The organism is Luteibacter anthropi (assembly GCF_023699965.1).
Classification (GTDB): domain Bacteria; phylum Pseudomonadota; class Gammaproteobacteria; order Xanthomonadales; family Rhodanobacteraceae; genus Luteibacter; species Luteibacter anthropi.
In genome coordinates this window covers 470,137-490,891 of sequence record NZ_CP077072.1, presented here as the reverse complement: position 1 = coordinate 490,891, position 20,755 = coordinate 470,137, and the positions used below count along the sequence as shown (strand labels likewise).

Here is a 20,755-nt window from a genome sequence, read left to right as displayed (position 1 = left end):
AAGCCATATGCATGGATTCCGCATGACCCGTCTTCGTTCCATTCCGATCCTGGCAACGCTCTTGCTCGCCGCCTGCGCCACCACCCGCGGTCCGGTACATCAGCCCGGCGATGCCATCACGCTTGGCATGCAGGAAGATCGTGAGCGTACGCTGGCCGATACCACGCACTGGACGATCCAGGGGCGTCTGTCGGTGTCCGACGGCAAGGATTCCGGCTCGGGTAGCCTGACCTGGCATCAGGACGGCGATCGTTATGAATTCACTGTACGGGCACCCGTCACGGGCCGCAGCTTCCGGCTCTCCGGCGGCCCCGAGGGCGCTCAGCTCGATGGCCTCGACGGCGGCCCGCGCCAGGGTCCGGATGCCGAGACCTTGATGGCCAAGGCCGTGGGCTGGCAGATCCCGATGGTGGAGCTCAGGCGCTGGGTGCTCGGCCTGCGTGCCGACGCCGGCCCGGCGGATATCGCCTTTGGCGCCGATGCGTTGCCCTCGCGACTGGCGCAGGACGGCTGGACCGTCGACTACAAGCAATGGGACACCACCCGCCAGCCGGCGATGCCGACCAAGGTCTTCGCGGAAAAGCCCCCCTACAAGGTCCGCCTTTCCATCGAAGACTGGAAACTGGGCCAATAACGCCCCCAGACTGTAGGATCGCGCCTCGCGCGCGACCGGCTGGATCGCAACGTCGAATCTGATCTTCAACCCGTCCGTACCGTACGCCCCCTCACAGCCCATCCGCTGGTCGCGCGCAAGGCGCGCTCCTACAATTTCGCGTTTACCTGCGTCGGGGTACACCATGCATTTCACCATCGAGCGCGCCCGCCCCGACGATGTCGAGCGCATTTGCGCGATCGAGCGCGCGGCGGTCGAACTCTTCCGCGGGCACGTCGCCTGGTCTGCGTATTCCGCCGTATCGCTGCCGACCGATGTCGTCCATGGTCTCATCGCCCGGGGACTGGTCTGGGTAGCGGTGGTCGATGACGAGGTGGTCGGCTTCGTCTGCCTGGATACGGAAAGCACCCGCGATGCCATCGGCATCGCCGAAATCGACGTGCTGCCCTCGCATGGCGGCAAAGGCATCGGCGCGGCCCTGCTCGAACATGCCTGTGCATGGGCGCGCGAGGCCGGCTATCGCCGCGTTGACCTCGGCACCCTCGCCGATGTGCCCTGGAATGCACCGTTCTACGCAAAGCATGGCTTCGTCGAGGTGGACAAGCACGCCCCCGGGTTCGCCGAAGCCCTGGCCCGCGACCGTGAGAACGGGTTCCCCGACCACCTGCGCGTCTTCATGAGCCGCGAGCTGGCGCCGCTGACTCGCGACGACTGGACCCTCTGGCCGGCCCCGGCCAAGCTCAACCTGTTCCTGCGCATCGTCGGCCGGCTGCCCAATGGCTACCACGAACTCCAGACCGTCTTCCGCCTGCTCGACTGGGGAGACGAGGTGCGCCTGCGCATCCGCAAAGACGGAGTGATCACCCGTCCGAAGGCGATTGACGGCGTGCCGGAAGACACCGACCTGACCATTCGCGCCGCCCGCCTGCTGGCCGAAACCACCGGCACGCACCTGGGCGCCGAGATCGAGATATCCAAGCGCATCCCCATGGGGGGCGGCCTCGGTGGTGGCAGCTCCGACGCGGCCAGCGTCCTCGTCGGTCTCAACGAACTGTGGGATACCGGTCTGGACGAAGATGCCCTGGCCGCCCTCGGCCTGCGTCTGGGGGCCGATGTGCCGGTGTTCATCCGCGGGCGTTCCGCCTGGGCCGAAGGCGTGGGCGAGGCCTTGAGCCCCATCCGCCTGCCACGGCGTTGGTACGTGGTGCTGGACCTGCGTGAGCACGTGCCCACGGCCGCGCTCTTCGCTGACCCCGAATTGACACGAAACGCCCCTCGGGCGACAATTTCGGCCTTTGTTTCCGGGGAAACGGCGGATAACGCCTTCGAACCTGTCGTCCGGGCGCGTCACCCGCGGGTGGCTGCAGCGCTGGACTGGCTGGCGGGCTTCGGCCACGCCCGCCTGTCCGGTAGCGGCGGTTGCGTCTTCCTGGAAACAAGAACCCACGAGGCGGCGCTGGCCGTCGCTTCGCGCTGTCCGGCGGGCTTCACGGCCCACGTGGCGGCAGGTGTCGATCCTTCCCCGCTGCATGTCGCGCGGAGCCGGTTCGCCACCGGGAATATCGTGTCGTAAGGACGGGAAGGGCCGCGGGCAGCGGCAAGCCATGGTGGGCCACCGGCTCGCCGGAAGAATTGTTGGGGCGTCGCCAAGCTGGTTAAGGCACGGGATTTTGATTCCCGCATGCGCAGGTTCGAATCCTGCCGCCCCAGCCACCGTCCGCGGTGGCAAAGCCGATCCAACCCATCTCTCGCCAGGAGTTCCCCCGTGGATACGTCCACCCCGATGCTGTTCACCGGCAACGCGCACCGCGCGCTCGCCGACGATGTTGCCGCCCGCCTGGGCATCCCGCTGGGCAAGGCCCTGGTGGGGCGCTTCAGCGATGGCGAAGCCCAGATCGAAATCGAGGAAAACGTCCGCAAGCAGGAAGTCTTCGTCATCCAGCCGACGGGCGCTCCCAGTGCGGAGAACCTGTTCGACCTGCTGGTGCTGGTGGACGCGCTCAAGCGCGCCTCGGCCGGCAGCGTCACGGCGGTGATGCCGTACTTCGGCTATGCCCGCCAGGACCGTCGCCCCCGTTCGGCCCGCGTGCCGATCACGGCGAAGCTGGCCGCCAAGATGATCCAGACGGCCGGTGCCGACCGTGTGCTCACGATCGACCTGCACGCGGACCAGATCCAGGGCTTCTTCGATATCCCGGTCGACAACGTGTACGCCTCGCCGGTGCTGCTGGCCGACATCTGGCGGCACCACAGCATGGACGACCTGATCGTGGTCAGCCCGGACGTGGGTGGCGTGGTGCGTGCCCGCGCGCTTGCCAAGCGCCTGGACGACGCCGACCTGGCCATCATCGACAAGCGCCGCCCCCGGGCGAACGTCGCCACGGTGATGAACATCATCGGTGACGTGGAAGGCAAGACCTGCGTCCTGGTGGACGACATCGTGGACACCGCCGGCACGCTTTGCGCCGCGGCGGCCGCGCTGAAGGAAAAGGGCGCCCGCAAGGTCGTCGCCTACTGCGTCCATCCGGTGCTCTCGGGCGCGGCCATCGACAACCTCGAAGCCTCCCAGCTCGACCAGCTGGTGGTCACCAATACGCTGCCGTTGCGCGACAACGCCCGTAACTGTGCGAAAATCCGTCAGTTGTCGGTCGCGGAACTGCTGGCAGAGACGATCCGCCGCATCGCCTTCGGCGAATCGGTGAGCTCGCTCTACATCGACTGATTCATCGTTTTTCAGACTCCCCTGGTCGCGGGGGAGTCTTTTACAAGCCGCCGCGAGGCGGTTTCACTTGAGGCAACACCAATGTCTACCAACCACAAGCTCACGGCCACGAGCCGCAAGATCGAAGGGAAGGGTGCGAGCCGCCGCCTTCGCATTGCGGGCCACGTGCCGGCGATCGTTTACGGTGCGGGCGAAGCCCCCCAGGCGATCCAGGTCCTTCACAACGACATCCTGCTCGGCTCGCGCTTTGAGTCGTTCTACTCGTCGGTGATCGACCTGACCGTCGACGGCAAGCTGCAGAAGGTCCTGATCAAGGACTGGCAGAAGCACCCGTTCAAGCAGCTCATGCTGCACATGGACTTCCAGCGCGTGAACGAGAACGAAGCCGTTCGCGTTGCCGTGCCGGTCCACTTCCTGAACCAGGAAAAGAGCCCGGCCGGCAAGACCGCCGGTCTGGTCATCTCGCACAACCTGACGGAAATCACCGTCTCGTGCCTGCCGAAGGACCTCCCGGAGTTCATCGAGCTCGACCTCGCGTCCCTCAAGGGCGGCGACATCGTCCACCTGTCCGACATCAAGCTGCCGGCCGGCGTGGAAATTCCTGAGCTGGGCCTGGGCAAGGAACACGACGTTGCCGTCGTGACCGTGGCCGCCATCCAGGAAGAAGTCGATCCGGCTGCCGAAGGCGGCGACGCTCCGGCCGAAGAGAAGAAGTAATCGGCGGCGGCCCGCGCGCCACGGCGTGGCGGGCCGCTCCCGTTTTTTCTCATGGCGTCAATTCGTCTCATCGTCGGCCTCGGCAACCCCGGGGCCGAATACGTCAGGACCCGGCACAATGCCGGGTTCTGGTGTGTCGACGCCCTGGCCATGGATCAGGGCGAGCGCTGGGCCTTCGACGGCAAGCTGCATGGCGAGACCTGCAAGCTGCGCATCGGGGGCGAAAACGTCTGGCTGCTGAAGCCGGCCACGTTCATGAACAAGAGCGGCATCGCCGTTGCCTCGGCGCTGCGCTACTACAAGATCGCGCCGGAGGAGTGCCTCGTCGCCCACGACGAACTGGACCTCCCGCCCGGCACCGTCCGCATGAAGTTCGATGGTGGCCACGGCGGCCAGAATGGATTGCGCGACATCATGGCCCACCTGGGCCATGGCAAGTTCCATCGCCTGCGGGTCGGCATCGGCCACCCGGGGCACAAGGACAAGGTTTCCCCGTGGGTGCTCGGTCGCCCGAGCGCATCCGACGAGGACGCCATCATGATCGGTATCGGGCGTGCCTTCGACGTGCTGCCGCTGGCGCTGTCGGGCAAGTTCGAGGAAGCCATGAAAAGGCTGCATACGGCCGCCTAGCGGCCGGGTTACAGGGCCGACGGCCCGACTTACAGGGCCAAGCTCCGTAAGCCAACGACTATTGCGAAGAATCGAGAGCATCGCCCCATGGGTATCAAATGCGGCATCGTCGGCCTGCCTAACGTCGGCAAGTCCACCCTGTTCAATGCACTGACCAAGGCGGGCATCGCGGCCGCCAACTTCCCGTTCTGCACGATCGAGCCCAACACCGGCATCGTGCCCGTGCCCGATCCGCGCCTGGACGCGCTGGCGGCCATCGTGAAGCCGGAACGCATCATCCCGACCACGATGGAATTCGTGGACATCGCCGGCCTCGTGGCCGGTGCGTCGAAGGGTGAAGGCCTGGGCAACAAGTTCCTCGCGCACATCCGCGAGACGGACGCCATCGCCCACGTCGTGCGTTGCTTCGAGGACGGCAACGTCATCCACGTGGCGAACAAGGTCGACCCGATCGCCGACATCGAAACCATCGACACCGAGCTGGCGCTGGCCGACCTGGAGTCCGTGCTGAAGGCGCTCGACCGTGCCACCCGCTCCGCCAAGGCCAACGACAAGGAAGCCCTGGCTCGCAAGCCGGTGCTCGAAAAGCTGGCTGCCGTGCTCGACCAGGGCAAGTCGGCCCGCACCGCCGGTCTGGACGCCGATGAAAAGGCGCTCATCCGCGACATGTTCCTCATCACGCTCAAGCCGCTGATGTACATCGCGAACGTGGCTGAAGACGGCTTCGAGAACAACCCGCACCTCGATGCGGTGCGCGCCCGCGCCGTGGAAGAGGGGGCCGAGGTGGTGCCGGTGTGCGCCGCCATCGAAGAGGAAATGTCCCAGCTCGAAGACGCCGATCGCGACGAATTCCTGAAGGATCTCGGCCTCGACGAGCCGGGTCTCAACCGCGTGATCCGCGCCGGCTACAAGCTGCTCGGCCTGCAGACCTACTTCACCGCCGGCGTGAAGGAAGTCCGCGCCTGGCAGCTGCGCGCCGGCTCCACGGCTCCGCAGGCCGCCGGTGTCATCCACACCGATTTCGAACGCGGCTTCATCCGCGCCGAAACCATCGCCTACGACGACTACATCAAGCTCAAGGGCGAGCAGGGCGCGAAGGAAGCCGGCCGCCTGCGCCTGGAAGGCAAGGACTACATCGTCAAGGAAGGCGACGTGCTCCACTTCCGCTTCAACGTCTGATCTTCCCGGAAACGAAAAATAAAAAGGCCGCGCACCCGCGCGGCCTTTTCGTTTCCACCTCCTGTAGGAGCGCGCCTGCGCGCGACCATTTGATACCCGGCGTCACCGAATAAAGCTGCCTCCCTACCGAAGGTGCGGGAGCCGAACGCATCGGCGATGTTGCGCTCCGTAGAAATCCAGCCCGTGCGGTGTTTCGCTCCGTAGGGAGGGCTCGCCTATCGGCCTCGCACTCGGCGCGTGAGGCGTGGCGGCGCACGAGGCGGCGGGGGCGGCCCTTGGCGCTCCGGCCTGCGGTGTCCCTCGGGAAAGGAGGAGCCGCTGCGCGGCTCAGTGTTTTGATGGCTTGCGCCCCTTCGGGCACGGGGAGCGTGCGGGGCTTTTCGACTCTGCCTCCGTGCCTCGGCGAAAAGGGCCGGCCTTCCTGGCCGGCCCCGCTTCGCGGCCTTTTCCGCCCACTCCCCTCACCTCCATCAAGTCGCGCCAAGGGCCGCCCCCGCCGCCTCTGCCGATCTCACGGTGATCGTGTGGGAAAACCTTTGGGCTATCGCACCCCTGTAGGAGCGCGCCTGCGCGCGACCGGTTATCGCGAACAACATCGTCCGTTTCGATTCATCCGGTCGCGCGCAAGCACGCTCCTACAGGGGGAATGAGGTATTCTTGAAATGGAATTTTTTATTTGCAAATATTCTCAAAAAGAGAATGATGATATGGAGCTATCCCAACTCCGGGCATTTTGCGCGGTAGCCGAGACCGGGTCGGTGATCGGGGCTTCCCGCGCGCTGAATAAAGTTCCATCGAGCATCACCGTCCGCATCCAGCAACTGGAGCAAGACCTCGGCTGCCCGCTGTTTCTCCGGCAGCGACAGCGACTCAGCCTTTCGCCGGACGGCCGACGCCTGCTGGAACATGCCCAGCGGATCGTCGGCCTGGCCGACAGCACCCGGGACCTCATGCGCAAGAGCGAGGTGGGTGGCCGGCTGGTGGTGGGGGCGGTTGACGTGGCGCTGATGGCGTTCATGCCGGCGCTCATCGGGCGTTACCGCTCGCGACATCGTTCCGTGGAGCTGGACGTACGGCGTGGCGCATCCGATGTGTTGATCGAACAGGTGACGGATGGCGCACTCGACATCGCGCTTGGCGAAGGGCCGGTGAGCGCGATGGGGCTGGCCAGTCGCCTGGCCTATACGGATGACGTGGTGCTTGTTACCGAATTCGGCCATCCGCCAGTGGATTCACCGCGCGACCTGCGTTGCAACGAGCTGTATGGTTTTCGACATGACAGTTCGTTTCGCTATCGCGTGGATGCGTGGCTCGAAGCGTCCGGGCGTCAGCTTCTTCCGGTGGTGGAAATCGGCTCTTACCACACGATGCTTGCCTGCGTGACGGCGGGCATGGGCGCGGCATGGATACCGCGTTCCGTGCTGTCGACGTTGCCGGGTCACCAGCAGGTGCGTGCGCATGCCCTGGGCGAGGCGGGGCGGTCGGAAATCCATTTCATATGGCGCAAAACACATCTTTCCGAAAACGCTGAACGACTGATGGAGATTCATCGTGACACGTGGTTGGACAAGTGAGTAAAAGATGAATTTGTCCCTTGAAAAAAGGGGTTTTACCGTGCATGCTCCCTCTACGTTCGGGGGACGTCATCATGGAATTTCTTCAGCTTTCGCACTTCGCCACTCACCTCAATGAAACCTTCGCGGTGGACATCGAGGGCACAAACACGCCATTCACGCTTGTCGAGGCCCGGCCGTTGTCGCATGGGGTTATGGCAGGTGCCGTGCGTGAACCGTTCTCGTTGTTGTTTCGCAACGAAGCGGCCATTGTCTTTCCCCAGCGCATCTACGCGATGAAGAGCGAATCCATGGGCGAATTCGGCATTTTCCTCGTGCCCATCGCGCGGGACCGGGAAGGCTTCATTTATCAGGCGGTGTTCAACTGATCCATCGCATCGGCAGATACATATCGCTGCCTGCATCCACGCCTTCGGGCGTGAGATGCGCAAACCCGAGTCGACGATAAAGGCGCTCCGCATCCGGATTGAAGCGATTGACGTTAAGGAAGACGCCTCGACCTGCACGAGAGGCGTGACTCATTAACGACTGAAGAAGCAGTGTGCCGATACCTCGTCCACGTTCCTCCGCCAGGAGACTGATGTCGATGACATGCAGGTCGTCTCCCGACGCATCGATGTAAAACCGACCGATCAGTCGATCGTCTCTTTCCAGAAGAAGAAAGTCGGCCCTGGAGAAATGTGTGACGTAGTGTTGGTGCTGAAGACGAAATTGGTCGTCAAGGAAACGGCTGCGAACGTCCTGCGGCCAGGGTACACCGGCAAGTTCGGCAGAACGTGCATGCTCGTAGAGCTCACGAAGGAAGGGCAGATCTTCATCACGGGCGTTCCGCAAGCGAACGCCCGGCGGCGCCACCACGAAGATGGTTGACGTCTCGCCGGGAAATTTTCCGCTATTCGTGTTCACTGCGTAGTGGGGAAGACACCATTCAGCGCAATGCAGAAGTTCACTGTCAGGTATGGCTGGCGGTTCTCGTGCGGGCCGGCCGCAGTCCCGGGATTCAACATTACAGGCGAAAACGTCGTGTTTGGTGTTGGTGGTGCCGGCGGCGCCGTTGAATTGAGGAAGCTTGCCCCGTGGACCGCCGCGCACAGTCCGACGCCCGTCGTCGGCGACGAGCTACGTTTCGATGGGTCGGGCTGGGCATAGCCAGCCATGCCGTGGGTGTGTGGTGGGATATTGCTGGAGAGCAACGTTACGCCCTCGCTGCCGAATACCTCGCCGATGACACGGTTGCTCAGCCCGGTACCTTGCCCCAGGCTGCACGCCGCATTGCCGCCGAAGTTAGGCAATCCGAACGTGGTTGTGCCATTGCCGCCGTAGTTGGTGCCCAGCAGCGAGAAAAGCGTAGGGTTCTGCTGTACGGCGATCAACGCCCCGCTACAGAGTGCCCAGCCGGTTGGGGCGAAGTTGAAAGCGAAGAGCTGGACTTCGCCGACGAATGGTTCTGTCATGGAATGATCCCCTGGTATCGAAAACGATAGTCGTCAGCTGTGCGGCGGAAATACGCCGCTCCAGCAGATACAGAACGAGCCGGTGAGCGTCGGCATCAGGTTGTCGTGGGGAAGGGGGCCCCCGGGGTTCGGTCCTGTTGCCGTCGTTGCCATGGGTAGCGGCGTCAATGCACCGGGATTCGTGGCGTACAGCAGGTCGGCTGTCTGGGCTGCCGGTACCACTGACGGTCCGGGCGTTGCGGTGGTGGCGTTGGACGTGCTCGCGAAAGCCACATGCGTATGCGAGGGAATCTGCGCCACGGTCAGGGTTACCGTTTCGGTACCGGCAGAGAGCCCCAGCGGATAATTGGTACCAGTGGTGCCCGTGCCCTGATGAACGGGTAGCCGCCCCCGCAGATCAGGTACACCGAATGTCTGTATACCGTCGCCGCCATAAGTGGTGCCGATCAGTACGAACAGCGGTTGGTATTCCGCGATGGACTTCAGGCTGCCGTCGCACGCGAACCAGCCGTTGGGGATGCGCGTGAATCCGAAAAGACGGATCTCGCCAATATTGGCTTCGCTCATGATGATGTCCTGACGCGGTCAGCTGCGGGAGGGAAAGATGCCCTGGAGGGCGATCGTGAAGTTGATCACGCTGTACGGCTGCATATTAGGATGCGGGCCGTTGCCGCCCGCGGGCGTGACGGTCGTCTGGGCAAGAGCGACCGCGGGGTTGGACATGGGGCCATAGATGGCCTCTGCCGCGCTGGTGCCCACGGGCTTGACGGACGCGAAAATGCCACCGCTTGGCGTGGTGGCACGGGCGGTGGTCGTTGATGCGTTTACCGAATGCATATGCGCCGCCAGCTGGCTGGCCGTGAGCGTGACGTTTTCAGCGCCGGCAATGGAGCCTATCGGGTAATTCTGTCCGCTGCCGCTGCTCGGACCCTGTCCCACCGGCACACGCCCCTGCATGTTCGGCAAGGCGAAATTAGTCGTTCCGTTGCCGCCGTAGGCCAGGCCCAGCAGTGAGAACAGCGCCTGGTTCTGCGAAATCGGCAGGAGCTGCCCATTGCACAGGGCGAAGCCCCGTGGTGCGAAGTTGTATCCCGCCATGGTGATCTGGCCGAGGTAGAAATTGGTACTCATCGTTGTCCCCTGAGAAACGTGGTCCGTCGTTCGCGACGCCATGGTCATCGGGTGGCCGCCTTCGCGTATACCCCCGAAACCGGTGATATCGCGCCGGGGCCTACCTTGCTCCAATTGCAACGTGTGCGCTTGCTGCTGGATGCAGCGCTGCCGATTCCGCTTACGGGATCGCACGTATGGCGCACAAGCGGCCCAGGTATCGCGGATATGCTGGTGCTGGGGATACATCATTTCGTTCTGGCCCCACGCGAACGTCGCGCGGGGATTGAAGCGGGGCGGGCAGGGGAACGGTACATATGTGGTATTCGATGCGTGTCGATCACGACCGCGCGGCGTTGCACCGTGCGTGGAAGGGCGTTCGCGCCTTCATGGTTCTGTTGCTGTTGTGGTTCGGCGCTGGCGGTGTGGCAGCGGCTTGCACTTCGCCACAGAGCGCGACCATCCCCGCCGGGGGAAGTATCGAGTTCGACTGTTTTGGCGGTGCCTACCAGGATACGGTAATCGCGCCGTTGTTTGGCACCATCAGTCCCGTCGGCTCCGGCCTTTACTCCCTGACCTATAAAAATACGGTGTTGGGCCACCTCAGCGACACCTTCACGGTGATTGACGAGAACGGCAACGACGTCCAGTTCAACATCACCATTCTCCCCTCAGCCCCTTCTCTCACCGTAACGCCGACGACCTTGCCGTCGATGGTGTACGGCCAGGTCTATTCACCGGTAACGCTATCGACGACGGGCGGAACCGCGCCGTATACGTATTCGTTTACGGGGACGCCTCCGGACGGCATCGCCATATCGGGAAGTGGCGTCATTTCAGGAACGCCCAGCAAGGCAGGCTCGTTCTCGTTCTCCGTCCATGTTGCGGATTCGTCCGGAACCCCGAAGACGACCGACCAGTCGTACACCGTGTCCGTTGCGTTGCCCACGCTCTCGCTGACGCCCGTGTCGATCCCTTCCGGTACGCAAGGCAGCGCGTATTCCACGTCCCTGACGACGACGGGCGGCACCGCGCCATACACCTATGCACTCAGCAGCGGCACGCTTCCGAGTGGCATCACGCTGAATTCCACGGGCACCATCAGCGGCACCCCGACGCAGGCGGGCAACTTTCCCATCACGGTGCGGGTGACCGACAGTACGCCGAGCGTGGATGGCATCACGCATGCCACCACCACGCGCACCTACACGCTTCAGGTGGCCCTGCCGCCGCCCATCACGTTGCGTCCTTCGCTGCCTGATGGCGCGTTTGGCACAGCGTATTCGCAGGCCATCACGGCGAGCGGCGGAACGGCGCCTTACCAGTTCACGGCGACAGGCAGTGTGCCAACGGGGCTTACGCTCAACGCGAACGGCTCGCTCAGCGGTACGCCGACCGGTACGGGTACGTTCAATTTCACCGTGACGGCCACGGATGCCAATAGTTTTACCGGCACGCAGGCATATACCGTCAACATAGCAGCCGTAGCGCCTGGCGCGCCGTCGGTCAGCAGCGTCTCCGTAGCAGCCGGGGGGCTGGGCACCCCGGCATCGGCCGTCGTGGCTTTTGCACCGCCTGGTAGCAATGGCGGCTCCGCGATCACCGGCTATGCCGTGACGTCCAGCCCCGGCGGCATCGTCGCCTCGGGATCGGCAAGCCCGATCACGGTACCGGGGCTGACACGTGGCACCGCCTACACGTTCACCGTGACGGCCAGCAATACGGTAGGCACCGGTCCGGCATCCGGCCCCTCCGGCCCCGTCACGCCGCAGATCACGCAGAACATCTCGTTCGCGAATCCCGGTCCGCAGAATTTCGGCACATCGCCCACCCTTACCGCATCGGTGGATACGGGACAGCCGCTGACGTTCTCGTCGACGACAACCCCGGTCTGTACGATCGTGCCTGCCACGGGGCAACTCACTTTTCTCACCGCGGGCAACTGCTCCATCACGGTATCGCAGCCGGGTAACGGCACCTACGTGGCGGCATCGCAGTCCCAGTCGTTTGCCGTCAATGCGGTCGTTCCGGGAGCGCCCACCATCGGCACCGCGACTGCAGTAGATGGCACGCCGGGCCAGTCCACGGGTGGTGCCTCGGTGGCATTCACACCGCCGGCGTTCAACGGCGGTGGTGCGATCACCGGCTACACGGTAACGTCGAGCCCGGGCAACATCACGGCGACGGGCAGTACATCGCCGCTCGCCGTCACCGGCCTCACCTTCGGCACGGCGTATACCTTTACGGTGACCGCCAGCTCGACAGCCGGAACGGGTGCCCCTTCGGCCGCCAGCAATGCCGCGACGCCCATGGGCAGCCAGACCATCACGTTTGCCAATCCCGGGCAGGTGAATTTCGGTACCACGACGCCACTGGTGGCGACGGCGTCATCCGGCCTGCCTGTGCAATTCACCAGCCAGACCGCGAATGTCTGCGAGATCGTGTCACTCAACCAGCTTCATGCGAAGGCACCGGGTATGTGTACGGTGCAGGCGTCGCAACCTGGCGGTGGTGGCTACCGTGCCGCGCCGGACGTCACCCAGGGTTTCAGTGTCGTCGTTGCAGGCGGCCCGGTCTCGATCACTACGACCACCCTTCCGGCACCGACGCGAGGGGTGCCTTACAGCGCCACGATTACGTCACAAGGTGGTGCGGAGCCTTATAGCTACGTGATCTCGGCGGGCGCGTTGCCGAACGGCCTCACGCTGACGCCAGCCAGCCCGACATCCGCCCTGATTTCCGGCACCGTGACATCCACGGGACCGTACTCGTTCACGGTGCAGGTGACCGACCTGGCGGGTCAGACCAGCACGAAGAACTACAGCGGCTCCATCATCTCTCCCGTATTCACCTTCACGCCGGCAAACCTGCCCGCCGGGACCTGGGGTGGTATTTATCCTTCCACCACGATTGCGGCCAGTGGCGGTATCGCGCCCTACACGTATGCCGTAACGTCCGGCAGCCTGCCCACCGGCCTGGTGCTGGCACCGAACGGCACGCTCAGCGGTACGCCGACGGCGGCGGGTACGTTCAACATCACCGTGACCGCGACGGACAGCTTCACCGTGACCGGCTCGCAGGCCTATACCATCACGGTGGGTGCCCTGAGGCCCTCGGCACCGGTGATCGGCACCGTTTCCGCACCGGCTGCGCCCGCGGGCCAGACCACGGGCAGTGCGGTGGTCGCATTCACGCCGCCGTCCAGCGACGGTGGTGCCGCCATCACGGGATATACGGTGACATCGAGTCCGGGTGGCATCACGGCTACCGGGGGTGCGCCTTCGATCACGGTGCCGGGACTCACCCTGGGCACGGCCTACACCTTCACGGTGACAGCGACCAATCCGGTGGGCACGAGCGATGCGTCGGCGGCGAGTGCCAGCGTGACGCCTCAGGGGCAGCAGCAGATCACGTTCAACAATCCCGGACCGAAGGACTTCGGCACGACGACGCCACTCGTTGCGACGACGACGTCCGGCCTGCCTGTGCAGTTCACCAGCCAGACCGTCAACGTCTGCGCCATCGTGTCGGGCAGCCAGTTGCAGGCAAAGGCCCCCGGTACCTGTACCGTGGTGGCGGCGCAGGGCGGTGACCAGGCCTACCTGCCTGCCGCACCGGTCAGCCAGGGCTTCAGCGTGGTGGTGCCGGGCGGTGCGGTGACCATCGCCACGACGACGCTGCCCAACCCGGTGCGCGGTGCGACGTACAGCCAGAGCATCGTGGCGCAGAACGGTGCGCCGCCCTATTCGTTCACACTGTCGGCAGGGGCGTTGCCGAATGGACTGGTGTTGAATCCGTCGGGTCAGATTTCCGGTTCGGCGACGGTTTCGGGCACCTTCCCGTTCACGGTGCAGGTGACCGACCTCGCCGGGCAGACGGCGACGCAGAACTACAACGTCACCATTGCCGTGCCCACGTTCACCTTTACGCCGGCCACGCTGCCTGGCGGCAAGGTGGCAGTGGTTTACCCCGCCACCACACTGGCGACCAGCGGAGGCATTGCGCCGTACGCCTACGCAATTACATCGGGAGCACTTCCGGCCGGTCTGACGTTGTCGTCGGCCGGTGCGATCGTGGGTACGCCGACGGCGGCCGGTAGTGCGTCCGTCACCATCACCGCCACCGATGCCTTCGGAGCGACAGGTAGCCAGGGCTACACTATCGTGGTGGCCGAGGCGACGCCGGTGGCCGTGGACGACAAGGCCACGGTCGGTGCCAACGCGTCGGTCACGATTCCGGTCACGGCAAACGACAGTGGCCCGATCACCAGCATTGCGATCACGCAGGCGGCCGGTCACGGTACGGCTACCATCGATGGCCTCAACGTCGTCTATACCCCGGCGCACGACTACTTCGGCAACGACACGCTGAAGTACACCGCGACCGGTCCGGGCGGCACGTCGAATGTCGCTACCGTCAGCATCACGGTGGCAGCCGGTCCGGTACCCGTGCCGGTGCCTTCGACGAAGGTGACGGTGTTGTCCGGCCAGTCGGTGACGATCCACGCCGCAGCGGGTGCCACGAATGGTCCGTTCACGTCGGTAGCCGTCGTTGCGCCCCCGTCCAGTGGCAGCGTGCAGGTGCAGGGCACCGACCTGGTTTACACCGCGGCGGCCGATGCATCGGGTGAGATCGGTTTTGACTTCACGCTGAGCAACGCCTTCGGTGCGTCACAGCCGGCCCACGTGAACGTGACGGTGAATCCGGCACCGATCGCTCCGCCGGTAACCGCAGCGACCATTGCCGGCCGTTTCGTGCAGGTGGACATCACCAGCAAGGCGCAGGGTGGTCCCTTCACGGGGGCGAACGTGGTGTCGGTGTCGCCGGCCAATGCAGGCAGTGCGAGCATCCAGGCTTCGGCCACGGGCTACATGCTGCTGTTCACGGCATCGCCGACGTTCGGTGGCACGGCGCAGATCGGCTATACGTTGACCAATGCCTATGCCACATCGGCACCGGGCTATGTCACGGTCACCGTCACGCCGCGCAGCGATCCGTCGAAGGATCCGGAAGTGCTGGGCGTGCTTTCCGCACAGGCCGACGAAACCCGTCGCATGGCGACCGGCCAGATCAGCAACTTCCAGCGTCGCCTGGAGATGCTGCACAGCGGTGGCACGACCGGCTTCACCAATGGCATCACCATGGCGTCGGCCAGTTCGTCCCGCAGTCGCGACGCCTACGCCGACCTGCGTCGTGCGCAGGACGACAACAACCGTCGTTACCTGGTGCAGCCCGATGCCGGTTCGCCGGAATCGCAGACGGCCGCCAGTTCGCAGCACGGTACGTTGCCTGGCGATGTCTCGGTCTGGACCGGAGGCGCCATCAACTTCGGCAAGAGCCAGGCGGGCACCAGCGACAACGGCATCGACTTCACGACGTCGGGCCTGAGTGTCGGTGTGGACAAGCAGTTCAGCGACAAGCTGGCGGTGGGTGCGGGCGTGGGTTATGGCCACGATCACTCCGACGTGGGCAACAACGGCAGCCGCAGCACGGTGGACAGCTACAACGTGGCCGTCTACGGCAGTTACCGTCCGACGGAATCGTTCTACACGGATGCGTTGATCGGCTACCAGTGGCTGTCGTTCGATTCGCGCCGCTTCGTCACCGACAATGGCAACCATGTGGAAGGAAGCCGCGACGGCAAGCAGTGGTTCGCGTCGCTCTCGGCGGGTTACCAGATGGTGGGCGACAACTCGCAGTTCACGCCTTACGGCCGCTTCGATGTGGCGCGTGCACGCCTGGATGCCTTCACGGAACACGGTGACGACGTGTATTCCCTGCGTTACCAGTCGCAGACGGTGAAGACGACCACGGCGACGCTGGGTGTGCTTGCGCAATGGTCGGTGAAGCGCGACTACGGCGTGTGGGCACCGCAGCTGCGTGCCGAGTTCGGCCACGACCTGCAGGGCTCCAGCAAGGCGGTGATGCGCTACGCGGATCTGATCGACGGCCCGTTGTATCGCGCCACGCTGTACCGTCAGTCGCGCAACCACACGCTGCTGGGTGCCGGCATCGTGTTGCAGACCAACGGTGGCTGGATGATTCGCGCTGAATACCAGAACCAGCTGGACAACACGACCCGGGACAACCAGTCGATCCTGCTGGGCATCGAAAAGAAATTCGGCCCCTGAGGCCGTTGTAGGAGCACGCCTCGCGCGCGACCGGGTGGAACGGGGTATTCCCGATTCCACCCGGTCTGTTTTCGGAGGGGCGGGATTTCGGGTCTCACGACTCCGTACCGGTCGCGCGCGAGGCGCTCTCCTACAGGTTGCGCAATTGAATCGCTTGCAAAGTAATTGCTCGGTCCCTACATTCCGGAGCATGAGCAAGAAGTCCCTCCCGTCCGGTATCGAAGCGCCCCGCACCCTCGACGGGCAGCTGTGCTTCGCCCTGTACTCGGCCAACCTGGCGATGGGCAAGCTCTACCGCCAGTTGCTGGCGAAGCTGGATCTCACCTATCCGCAGTACCTTGCCATGCTGGTGCTGTGGGAGCGCGACGGCATCACGGTGTCGGAGCTGGGCGAACGCCTGTTCCTCGATTCGGCCACGTTAACGCCTTTGCTCAAGCGCCTGCAGGCCGCCGGTCTCGTGCAGCGCGCGCGTGGCACGCGGGACGAGCGGCAGGTGATCGTTACGCTCACGGACGAGGGCAGGGCATTGCGCGAGAAGGCGGGCGATGTGCCGGTGGATGTCTTCTGTGCCATGGATTGCGAGATCGACCAGCTGGGCGCCCTCAAGGCGCAGCTTGAGACACTGAGGTCGAACCTCATCGATCACAGCGGGCGCTGAAGGCTTCAGCGATCCGGCGAGCTGATCTGGCGCTGCATGTGGTCCAGGTAGGCGTCGAGTTCCGCCACGTTGGCAAAGACTTCCGCCAGCGGCACGGCTTTGACGATATCGAATACCTTTCTCACCTGCGGCTGCGGGTTGAGCAGGAGCGTGCGCCCGTCGCGATCGCGCATCTGCTTGCGAAGAAGGGCCAGGCTGCGCAGGCCGGCACTGCTGATGTATTCAAGCGCGGACAGGTCGATCACGAGCGTGCCGCCGCTATCCACCAGAGGCGTGACGTCGCGCATGGCCTCGTCGAATTCCACATAGGTGGCCGCGTCCAGACGGCCTTCGAGCCACACGGTGCTGCGTTCGTGGCCAGGGCTTTCGCTGCGGACGATCAGGGTCATGGGGCGGGCTCGTCGGAGGGAGTGATAAGGAAATGCACGATGACCTGGTTGTGCCGCTCGTGGCGCTGGTAGGTCAGGTCGTCGGCGATGCTGCGCGCGATGTGCAGCCCCAGGCCGCCGATGGCGCGGTCTGCGAGGTCGCCGGGCAGGTCTGGAGGTTCGTGCAGCATCGGATCGAATGCCTGTGCGTCGTCGCACAGGTCGAGCCGTACCGCGTCGGAACGGATCTCCAGGTCGATGTCGATGTAACCGTCGCGACCATCCGGATAGCCGTGACGCACGGTGTTGACCAGCAGTTCTTCCAGGACAAGGCGCACATCGGCGCAACAGGCTTCCGCGACACGACTTCGCCTGAGAGCGACGTCGGCCTGTTCCAGAGCGAGGAATACGTCTTCCAGACGGTTAGGAATGCGCAACCGCATCGAGGCGGGCTCCTTCTGCGCCGAGGTCGTGCCAGGTGAGTGCGAGCACGGCGATGTCGTCATAGGCGGGGGCGCCTTCCACGTAGGCGTCCACGTCGCCGAGGATCCGCTCCACGTAGGTTTCCGGCGGCGCGCCTTCGGGAACGTCCGAAACGCTGCGCAACAGGCCGTACGTGCCGAAAAGGCGCTGGCCTCCGGTATGCGCTTCGCTGACGCCGTCGGTGTACATGAGCAAGGTATCGCCCCCCAGCAACGAAAGTACGCGTACAGGGTAGCGCGCATCCGGGTCGAGGCCGAGCGCGGGACCGGTCTCCACATCCACCAGGGTGGCCGTGCCGCCGGCATGCAACACCGGTTGTTCATGACCTGCGCTGGCCAGGGCCAGCAGGCCGGTTTCCGTTTCCACGACACCGCAGAGCAGGGTGACGAACATGCAGGTGTCGTTGCCCTTGCACAGTTCGCGATTCAGCGCGGCGAGGATGTCGCTGGGCGAGCGCGCATGCGTGGCCAGCGTGCGAGCGAGGGTCACGGTGCGCGCCATGAACAGAGCCGCAGGGATGCCCTTGTCGGAGACGTCGCCCACCATGATGCAGACGTGGCGGGCGCCGAGTGCGAAATAGGTATACAGATCGCCGCCTACGGCCGATGCGGGGCGCAGGGCGGCATGCACCTCGATGCGGCCGTCGTTGGCGAGCCAGTGGGGCGACGGGATCAGCGCCAGCTGGATCTGCCTGGCGATATCGAGTTCGCTCGCGATGCGCTCCTGCTCGCGGGCCACGCGTTTCGCGGAGTCGATATGACCCGCCAGCTGGTGGCGCATCTGGTCGAAGGCCCGGGTAAGCCGGCCCACTTCGTCGTTGCGTGTGACGATGGGAAGCTCGAAATCGAGTTCGCCACGCGAGACGTCCTCGGCGCGGTCCGCGAGCACGGTCAGCGGAGCCAGCAGGCGTCGCGTGATGAGCAGGGCGATGACAGAGACGCCGGCGAGGGCGATAAGCCCCAGCACGATGTCCACCAGGTAGGTCTGCCGCAGGTCCGCCATGACCGCACGTTCGGGCATGGAGAGTCCGAAGGTCCACTGGGTGCCCTTGATGGGCACGAAGTAGACCCAGACCGGTTCGCTGACCCGGCCGCCTTCCTCGGGCGTGATCCGGACGGGATTGCGGCCTTCGGCAATGGCGGTGATGAGCGGATGGCTACCCTTCGTGCCGATGTACGAGAGCCAGTCGTGGGCGAGGAACCGGCCGTCGGTATCCACGACAAAGGCCGAGGCGTGGGCTGGCTTGCCAAGCGATCCCAGGACACGTTGCAGCCAGCCCAGGCTGATGGTCGCGTCCGCCACGCCCTGCACGGGCACCTTGTCGCCCGGGATCGCGATCGAATAGCCGACGAGGGTGTCCGGGCGGGCAGGGGAGTGGAAGGGAGGCTGCCAGCAGCCGGTCTCGCAGTTGAGGCCACGCACGAACCAGGGAGCGGTCCAGTACGCCTCCGGTTCGTCCCTGCGACTGCCCGAGGTGATCTTCCCGGTGGCATCCCTGCGTGCGACGGGTGCGTCTGCCGCCCTGACGCTGGCCGTGTCACGGGGGACGAAGGCGGCACTGATGTCCACGATCTCGGGATTCACCGCCAGGGCGTCGCGGACCAGGGCCGGGGCCTGCTCCCGCCGGGTGGCAAGTTGTCCGGCCAGTACGCGGGCGACCCGGGCCACGCCGTCGATGTGGACCTGGATCCGGCTGGACGCCGAGTCGGCGATGGCGGCGGCTTCCCGCGCGGTCTGCTCCAGCGTCTGCTCCCGGGTATGCGACAGCAACAGGCCGCCCGTGACGACCAGGACGATCGCCGAGCCCAGCAGGACTCCCAGGGCCAACCTCGAGGCGACGCTGCGCAGGACCATCGGGCACTCCGGGAGGCGATAGACGCAATCTATGTCCGGCGGGGCGGCGCGACAAGGCGCCGCGCTTCATAATGGGGTTTTCCCCAGCAAGGTAGGCCCATGCCCGGCACCCAGCGAGAAGTCGAATTCCGTTTCCTGGCCCAACCCACCGATGTGAATTTCGGCGGCAAGGTGCACGGTGGCATGGCCATGAAGTGGCTGGACCAGGCGGGGTACGCGTGTGCGGTGGGCTGGAGCGGAGCGTATTGCGTCACGGTCTCGGTCAGCGGCATCCAGTTCCTGGCCCCCATCCTCATCGGCGATCTCGTGACCGTGCGCGCCCGCCTCATCCATACAGGCACGTCGAGCATGCATCTGGCGGTGGACGTCCTGGCCCGCGACCTGCGCAGCGGCGAACAGCGGCTGGCCACCAGCTGCGTCATGGTCTTCGTGGCGATGGACAAGGCCGACGGCGGCAAGCCCACCCCGGTACCGCCCTGGAAGCCGGTGGAGGAGAAGGACCTCCGTCTGCAGGAATACGCGATGAAGCTGATGGAGATGTCGCGGGCGATGGAGCCGCTGGTGCTGGCGACGCGGGAGGCCTGAGGCCTTCCGGCTTCGCCCGGTCGCGCGCAAGGCGCGCTCCTACGTGGTTGCCGTGTAGTAGCGCGCTTTGCGCGCGACCAGACCAAGCAGTGCGCTACGGCCATGTAGGAGCGCGCCTCGCGCGCGACCGAACCGGAGCGGTGCCTGCCCCAAGCCGCCATGTAGGAGCGCGCCAGAGGCCCCAGAACCAAAATGACAGCTTCACAACCCGATAACACCCCTGTACACTTCGCGGCCCACCTGGCGACCACCCGTATCGACAGGAGTTGTCAGGGCATCCGGGTCACAATGAAGCCGTCATGAAAACGTGCTGAAGTTGTTGACAGTATCCGGGGCGCTCGCGACAATAGGCGTTCTTTGTTGGAGGAATACCCAAGCGGCCAACGGGGGCAGACTGTAAATCTGCTGGCTTACGCCTTCGGTGGTTCGAATCCACCTTCCTCCACCAGTACGAGTTCCGCGTAGTGCGGGAGTAGTTCAATGGTAGAACTTCAGCCTTCCAAGCTGATTGTGCGGGTTCGATTCCCGTCTCCCGCTCCATTGTTCATACGCGCATTTCGTTTCGTGCTCATGTAGCTCAGTCGGTAGAGCACTTCCTTGGTAAGGAAGAGGTCGCTGGTTCGATTCCAGTCATGAGCACCATCTTCGTCGTACGCGGCGGTTCCTTTTTCTCTATC

The 20,755-nt window shown here is 64.7% G+C and carries 18 protein-coding genes and 4 tRNA genes; 15 read left to right on the top strand and 7 right to left on the bottom strand.

Annotated elements, in window-relative coordinates; translation table 11 throughout:
* Positions 1–22: 22 nt before the first annotated feature.
* From lolB to KR767_RS02255, 9 genes are all read left to right on the top strand, one after another.
* Entirely contained in the window at positions 23–634 is a 612-nt protein-coding gene (gene lolB, locus KR767_RS02295) for a lipoprotein insertase outer membrane protein LolB (RefSeq protein ID WP_250877960.1), read from the top strand.
* A 163-nt stretch (positions 635–797) separates the two neighbouring features.
* Complete coding sequence (ispE, locus tag KR767_RS02290) at positions 798–2,186, top strand: 4-(cytidine 5'-diphospho)-2-C-methyl-D-erythritol kinase (RefSeq protein ID WP_250877959.1); 1,389 nt, start codon at positions 798–800, stop codon at positions 2,184–2,186.
* Positions 2,187–2,249: 63 nt separating this feature from the next.
* Positions 2,250–2,326 (top strand) — tRNA-Gln (locus KR767_RS02285).
* A 70-nt stretch (positions 2,327–2,396) separates the two neighbouring features.
* A complete protein-coding gene (locus KR767_RS02280; RefSeq protein WP_166951398.1) occupies positions 2,397–3,335 on the top strand; it encodes a ribose-phosphate diphosphokinase in 939 nt (312 codons plus the stop codon).
* Positions 3,336–3,416: 81 nt separating this feature from the next.
* Positions 3,417–4,052, top strand: coding sequence for a 50S ribosomal protein L25/general stress protein Ctc (locus KR767_RS02275; RefSeq protein ID WP_166951147.1), 636 nt, complete (start codon positions 3,417–3,419; stop codon positions 4,050–4,052).
* A gap of 51 nt (positions 4,053–4,103) precedes the next feature.
* Positions 4,104–4,682: an aminoacyl-tRNA hydrolase gene (gene pth / locus KR767_RS02270; protein WP_166951149.1), complete on the top strand. Its 579-nt coding sequence runs from the start codon at positions 4,104–4,106 to the stop codon at positions 4,680–4,682.
* Between the two features lie 87 nt (positions 4,683–4,769).
* Positions 4,770–5,861: a redox-regulated ATPase YchF gene (gene ychF, locus KR767_RS02265; protein WP_166951151.1), complete on the top strand. Its 1,092-nt coding sequence runs from the start codon at positions 4,770–4,772 to the stop codon at positions 5,859–5,861.
* Positions 5,862–6,523: 662 nt separating this feature from the next.
* On the top strand, positions 6,524–7,435 hold the full coding sequence (locus KR767_RS02260) for a LysR family transcriptional regulator (protein WP_250877958.1): 912 nt from the start codon (positions 6,524–6,526) through the stop codon (positions 7,433–7,435).
* Between the two features lie 74 nt (positions 7,436–7,509).
* Positions 7,510–7,803, top strand: coding sequence for a DUF6916 family protein (locus KR767_RS02255; protein WP_166951407.1), 294 nt, complete (start codon positions 7,510–7,512; stop codon positions 7,801–7,803).
* Here the strand turns inward: KR767_RS02255 and KR767_RS02250 are convergent.
* Genes KR767_RS02250 through KR767_RS02235 form a run of 4 tightly spaced genes read right to left on the bottom strand, consistent with a single transcriptional unit; the run spans position 7,796 to position 10,020 of the window.
* Positions 7,796–8,341 (bottom strand): GNAT family N-acetyltransferase, encoded by a 546-nt coding sequence (locus KR767_RS02250; RefSeq protein WP_250877957.1) that lies wholly within the window; start codon positions 8,339–8,341, stop codon positions 7,796–7,798. The genes KR767_RS02255 and KR767_RS02250 overlap by 8 nt on opposite strands.
* Positions 8,338–8,889 carry a phage tail protein gene (locus KR767_RS02245; protein WP_250877956.1) on the bottom strand — a complete coding sequence of 184 codons (552 nt, stop codon included), beginning with the start codon at positions 8,887–8,889 and terminating at the stop codon, positions 8,338–8,340. Before KR767_RS02245 ends, KR767_RS02250 begins: the two co-directional genes overlap by 4 nt.
* Positions 8,890–8,922: 33 nt before the next feature.
* Positions 8,923–9,456 carry a phage tail protein gene (locus KR767_RS02240; RefSeq protein ID WP_250877955.1) on the bottom strand — a complete coding sequence of 178 codons (534 nt, stop codon included), beginning with the start codon at positions 9,454–9,456 and terminating at the stop codon, positions 8,923–8,925.
* 18 nt (positions 9,457–9,474) lie between these two features.
* Complete coding sequence (locus KR767_RS02235) at positions 9,475–10,020, bottom strand: phage tail protein (protein WP_250877954.1); 546 nt, start codon at positions 10,018–10,020, stop codon at positions 9,475–9,477.
* A gap of 296 nt (positions 10,021–10,316) precedes the next feature.
* Here KR767_RS02235 and KR767_RS02230 point away from each other — a divergent pair, with 296 nt between their 5' ends.
* Both KR767_RS02230 and KR767_RS02225 read left to right on the top strand, forming a co-directional pair.
* On the top strand, positions 10,317–16,130 hold the full coding sequence (locus tag KR767_RS02230) for a putative Ig domain-containing protein (RefSeq protein ID WP_250877953.1): 5,814 nt from the start codon (positions 10,317–10,319) through the stop codon (positions 16,128–16,130).
* A 190-nt stretch (positions 16,131–16,320) separates the two neighbouring features.
* Positions 16,321–16,788: a MarR family winged helix-turn-helix transcriptional regulator gene (locus tag KR767_RS02225; protein ID WP_250877952.1), complete on the top strand. Its 468-nt coding sequence runs from the start codon at positions 16,321–16,323 to the stop codon at positions 16,786–16,788.
* A 5-nt stretch (positions 16,789–16,793) separates the two neighbouring features.
* On the opposite strand, the gene KR767_RS02220 is transcribed toward KR767_RS02225, so the two are convergent.
* The 3 genes from KR767_RS02220 to KR767_RS02210 are packed head-to-tail and all read right to left on the bottom strand — an operon-like array spanning position 16,794 to position 19,493.
* Positions 16,794–17,177, bottom strand: coding sequence for an STAS domain-containing protein (locus KR767_RS02220; RefSeq protein ID WP_166951166.1), 384 nt, complete (start codon positions 17,175–17,177; stop codon positions 16,794–16,796).
* Positions 17,174–17,599, bottom strand: coding sequence for an ATP-binding protein (locus tag KR767_RS02215; RefSeq protein WP_166951168.1), 426 nt, complete (start codon positions 17,597–17,599; stop codon positions 17,174–17,176). Before KR767_RS02215 ends, KR767_RS02220 begins: the two co-directional genes overlap by 4 nt.
* On the bottom strand, positions 17,580–19,493 hold the full coding sequence (locus tag KR767_RS02210) for a SpoIIE family protein phosphatase (protein WP_250877951.1): 1,914 nt from the start codon (positions 19,491–19,493) through the stop codon (positions 17,580–17,582). Before KR767_RS02210 ends, KR767_RS02215 begins: the two co-directional genes overlap by 20 nt.
* A 99-nt stretch (positions 19,494–19,592) precedes the next feature.
* Between KR767_RS02210 and KR767_RS02205 the strand changes: the two genes are divergently transcribed.
* From KR767_RS02205 to KR767_RS02190, 4 genes are all read left to right on the top strand, one after another.
* Positions 19,593–20,078: an acyl-CoA thioesterase gene (locus KR767_RS02205; protein ID WP_166951172.1), complete on the top strand. Its 486-nt coding sequence runs from the start codon at positions 19,593–19,595 to the stop codon at positions 20,076–20,078.
* Positions 20,079–20,440: 362 nt separating this feature from the next.
* Positions 20,441–20,526 (top strand) — tRNA-Tyr (locus KR767_RS02200).
* Positions 20,527–20,544: 18 nt separating this feature from the next.
* Positions 20,545–20,618, top strand: a tRNA-Gly gene (locus KR767_RS02195).
* A 26-nt stretch (positions 20,619–20,644) separates the two neighbouring features.
* Positions 20,645–20,720, top strand: a tRNA-Thr gene (locus tag KR767_RS02190).
* The last annotated feature ends 35 nt before the right edge of the window (positions 20,721–20,755 follow it).

What these genes read in the sequence shown, in the direction of transcription:
- KR767_RS02215 (WP_166951168.1), bottom strand. Translation starts at nt 17,599, where the DNA reads ATGCGGTTGCGCATTCCTAACCGTCTGGAAGACGTATTCCTCGCTCTG.
- KR767_RS02205 (WP_166951172.1), top strand. Translation starts at nt 19,593, where the DNA reads ATGCCCGGCACCCAGCGAGAAGTCGAATTCCGTTTCCTGGCCCAACCC.
- KR767_RS02220 (WP_166951166.1), bottom strand. Translation starts at nt 17,177, where the DNA reads ATGACCCTGATCGTCCGCAGCGAAAGCCCTGGCCACGAACGCAGCACC.
- KR767_RS02245 (WP_250877956.1), bottom strand. Translation starts at nt 8,889, where the DNA reads ATGACAGAACCATTCGTCGGCGAAGTCCAGCTCTTCGCTTTCAACTTC.
- KR767_RS02225 (WP_250877952.1), top strand. Translation starts at nt 16,321, where the DNA reads ATGAGCAAGAAGTCCCTCCCGTCCGGTATCGAAGCGCCCCGCACCCTC.
- KR767_RS02260 (WP_250877958.1), top strand. Translation starts at nt 6,524, where the DNA reads ATGGAATTTTTTATTTGCAAATATTCTCAAAAAGAGAATGATGATATG.
- KR767_RS02230 (WP_250877953.1), top strand. Translation starts at nt 10,317, where the DNA reads ATGTGGTATTCGATGCGTGTCGATCACGACCGCGCGGCGTTGCACCGT.
- pth (WP_166951149.1), top strand. Translation starts at nt 4,104, where the DNA reads ATGGCGTCAATTCGTCTCATCGTCGGCCTCGGCAACCCCGGGGCCGAA.
- KR767_RS02255 (WP_166951407.1), top strand. Translation starts at nt 7,510, where the DNA reads ATGGAATTTCTTCAGCTTTCGCACTTCGCCACTCACCTCAATGAAACC.
- KR767_RS02240 (WP_250877955.1), bottom strand. Translation starts at nt 9,456, where the DNA reads ATGAGCGAAGCCAATATTGGCGAGATCCGTCTTTTCGGATTCACGCGC.
- lolB (WP_250877960.1), top strand. Translation starts at nt 23, where the DNA reads ATGACCCGTCTTCGTTCCATTCCGATCCTGGCAACGCTCTTGCTCGCC.
- KR767_RS02280 (WP_166951398.1), top strand. Translation starts at nt 2,397, where the DNA reads ATGCTGTTCACCGGCAACGCGCACCGCGCGCTCGCCGACGATGTTGCC.
- ispE (WP_250877959.1), top strand. Translation starts at nt 798, where the DNA reads ATGCATTTCACCATCGAGCGCGCCCGCCCCGACGATGTCGAGCGCATT.
- KR767_RS02235 (WP_250877954.1), bottom strand. Translation starts at nt 10,020, where the DNA reads ATGAGTACCAATTTCTACCTCGGCCAGATCACCATGGCGGGATACAAC.
- ychF (WP_166951151.1), top strand. Translation starts at nt 4,770, where the DNA reads ATGGGTATCAAATGCGGCATCGTCGGCCTGCCTAACGTCGGCAAGTCC.
- KR767_RS02210 (WP_250877951.1), bottom strand. Translation starts at nt 19,493, where the DNA reads ATGGTCCTGCGCAGCGTCGCCTCGAGGTTGGCCCTGGGAGTCCTGCTG.
- KR767_RS02275 (WP_166951147.1), top strand. Translation starts at nt 3,417, where the DNA reads ATGTCTACCAACCACAAGCTCACGGCCACGAGCCGCAAGATCGAAGGG.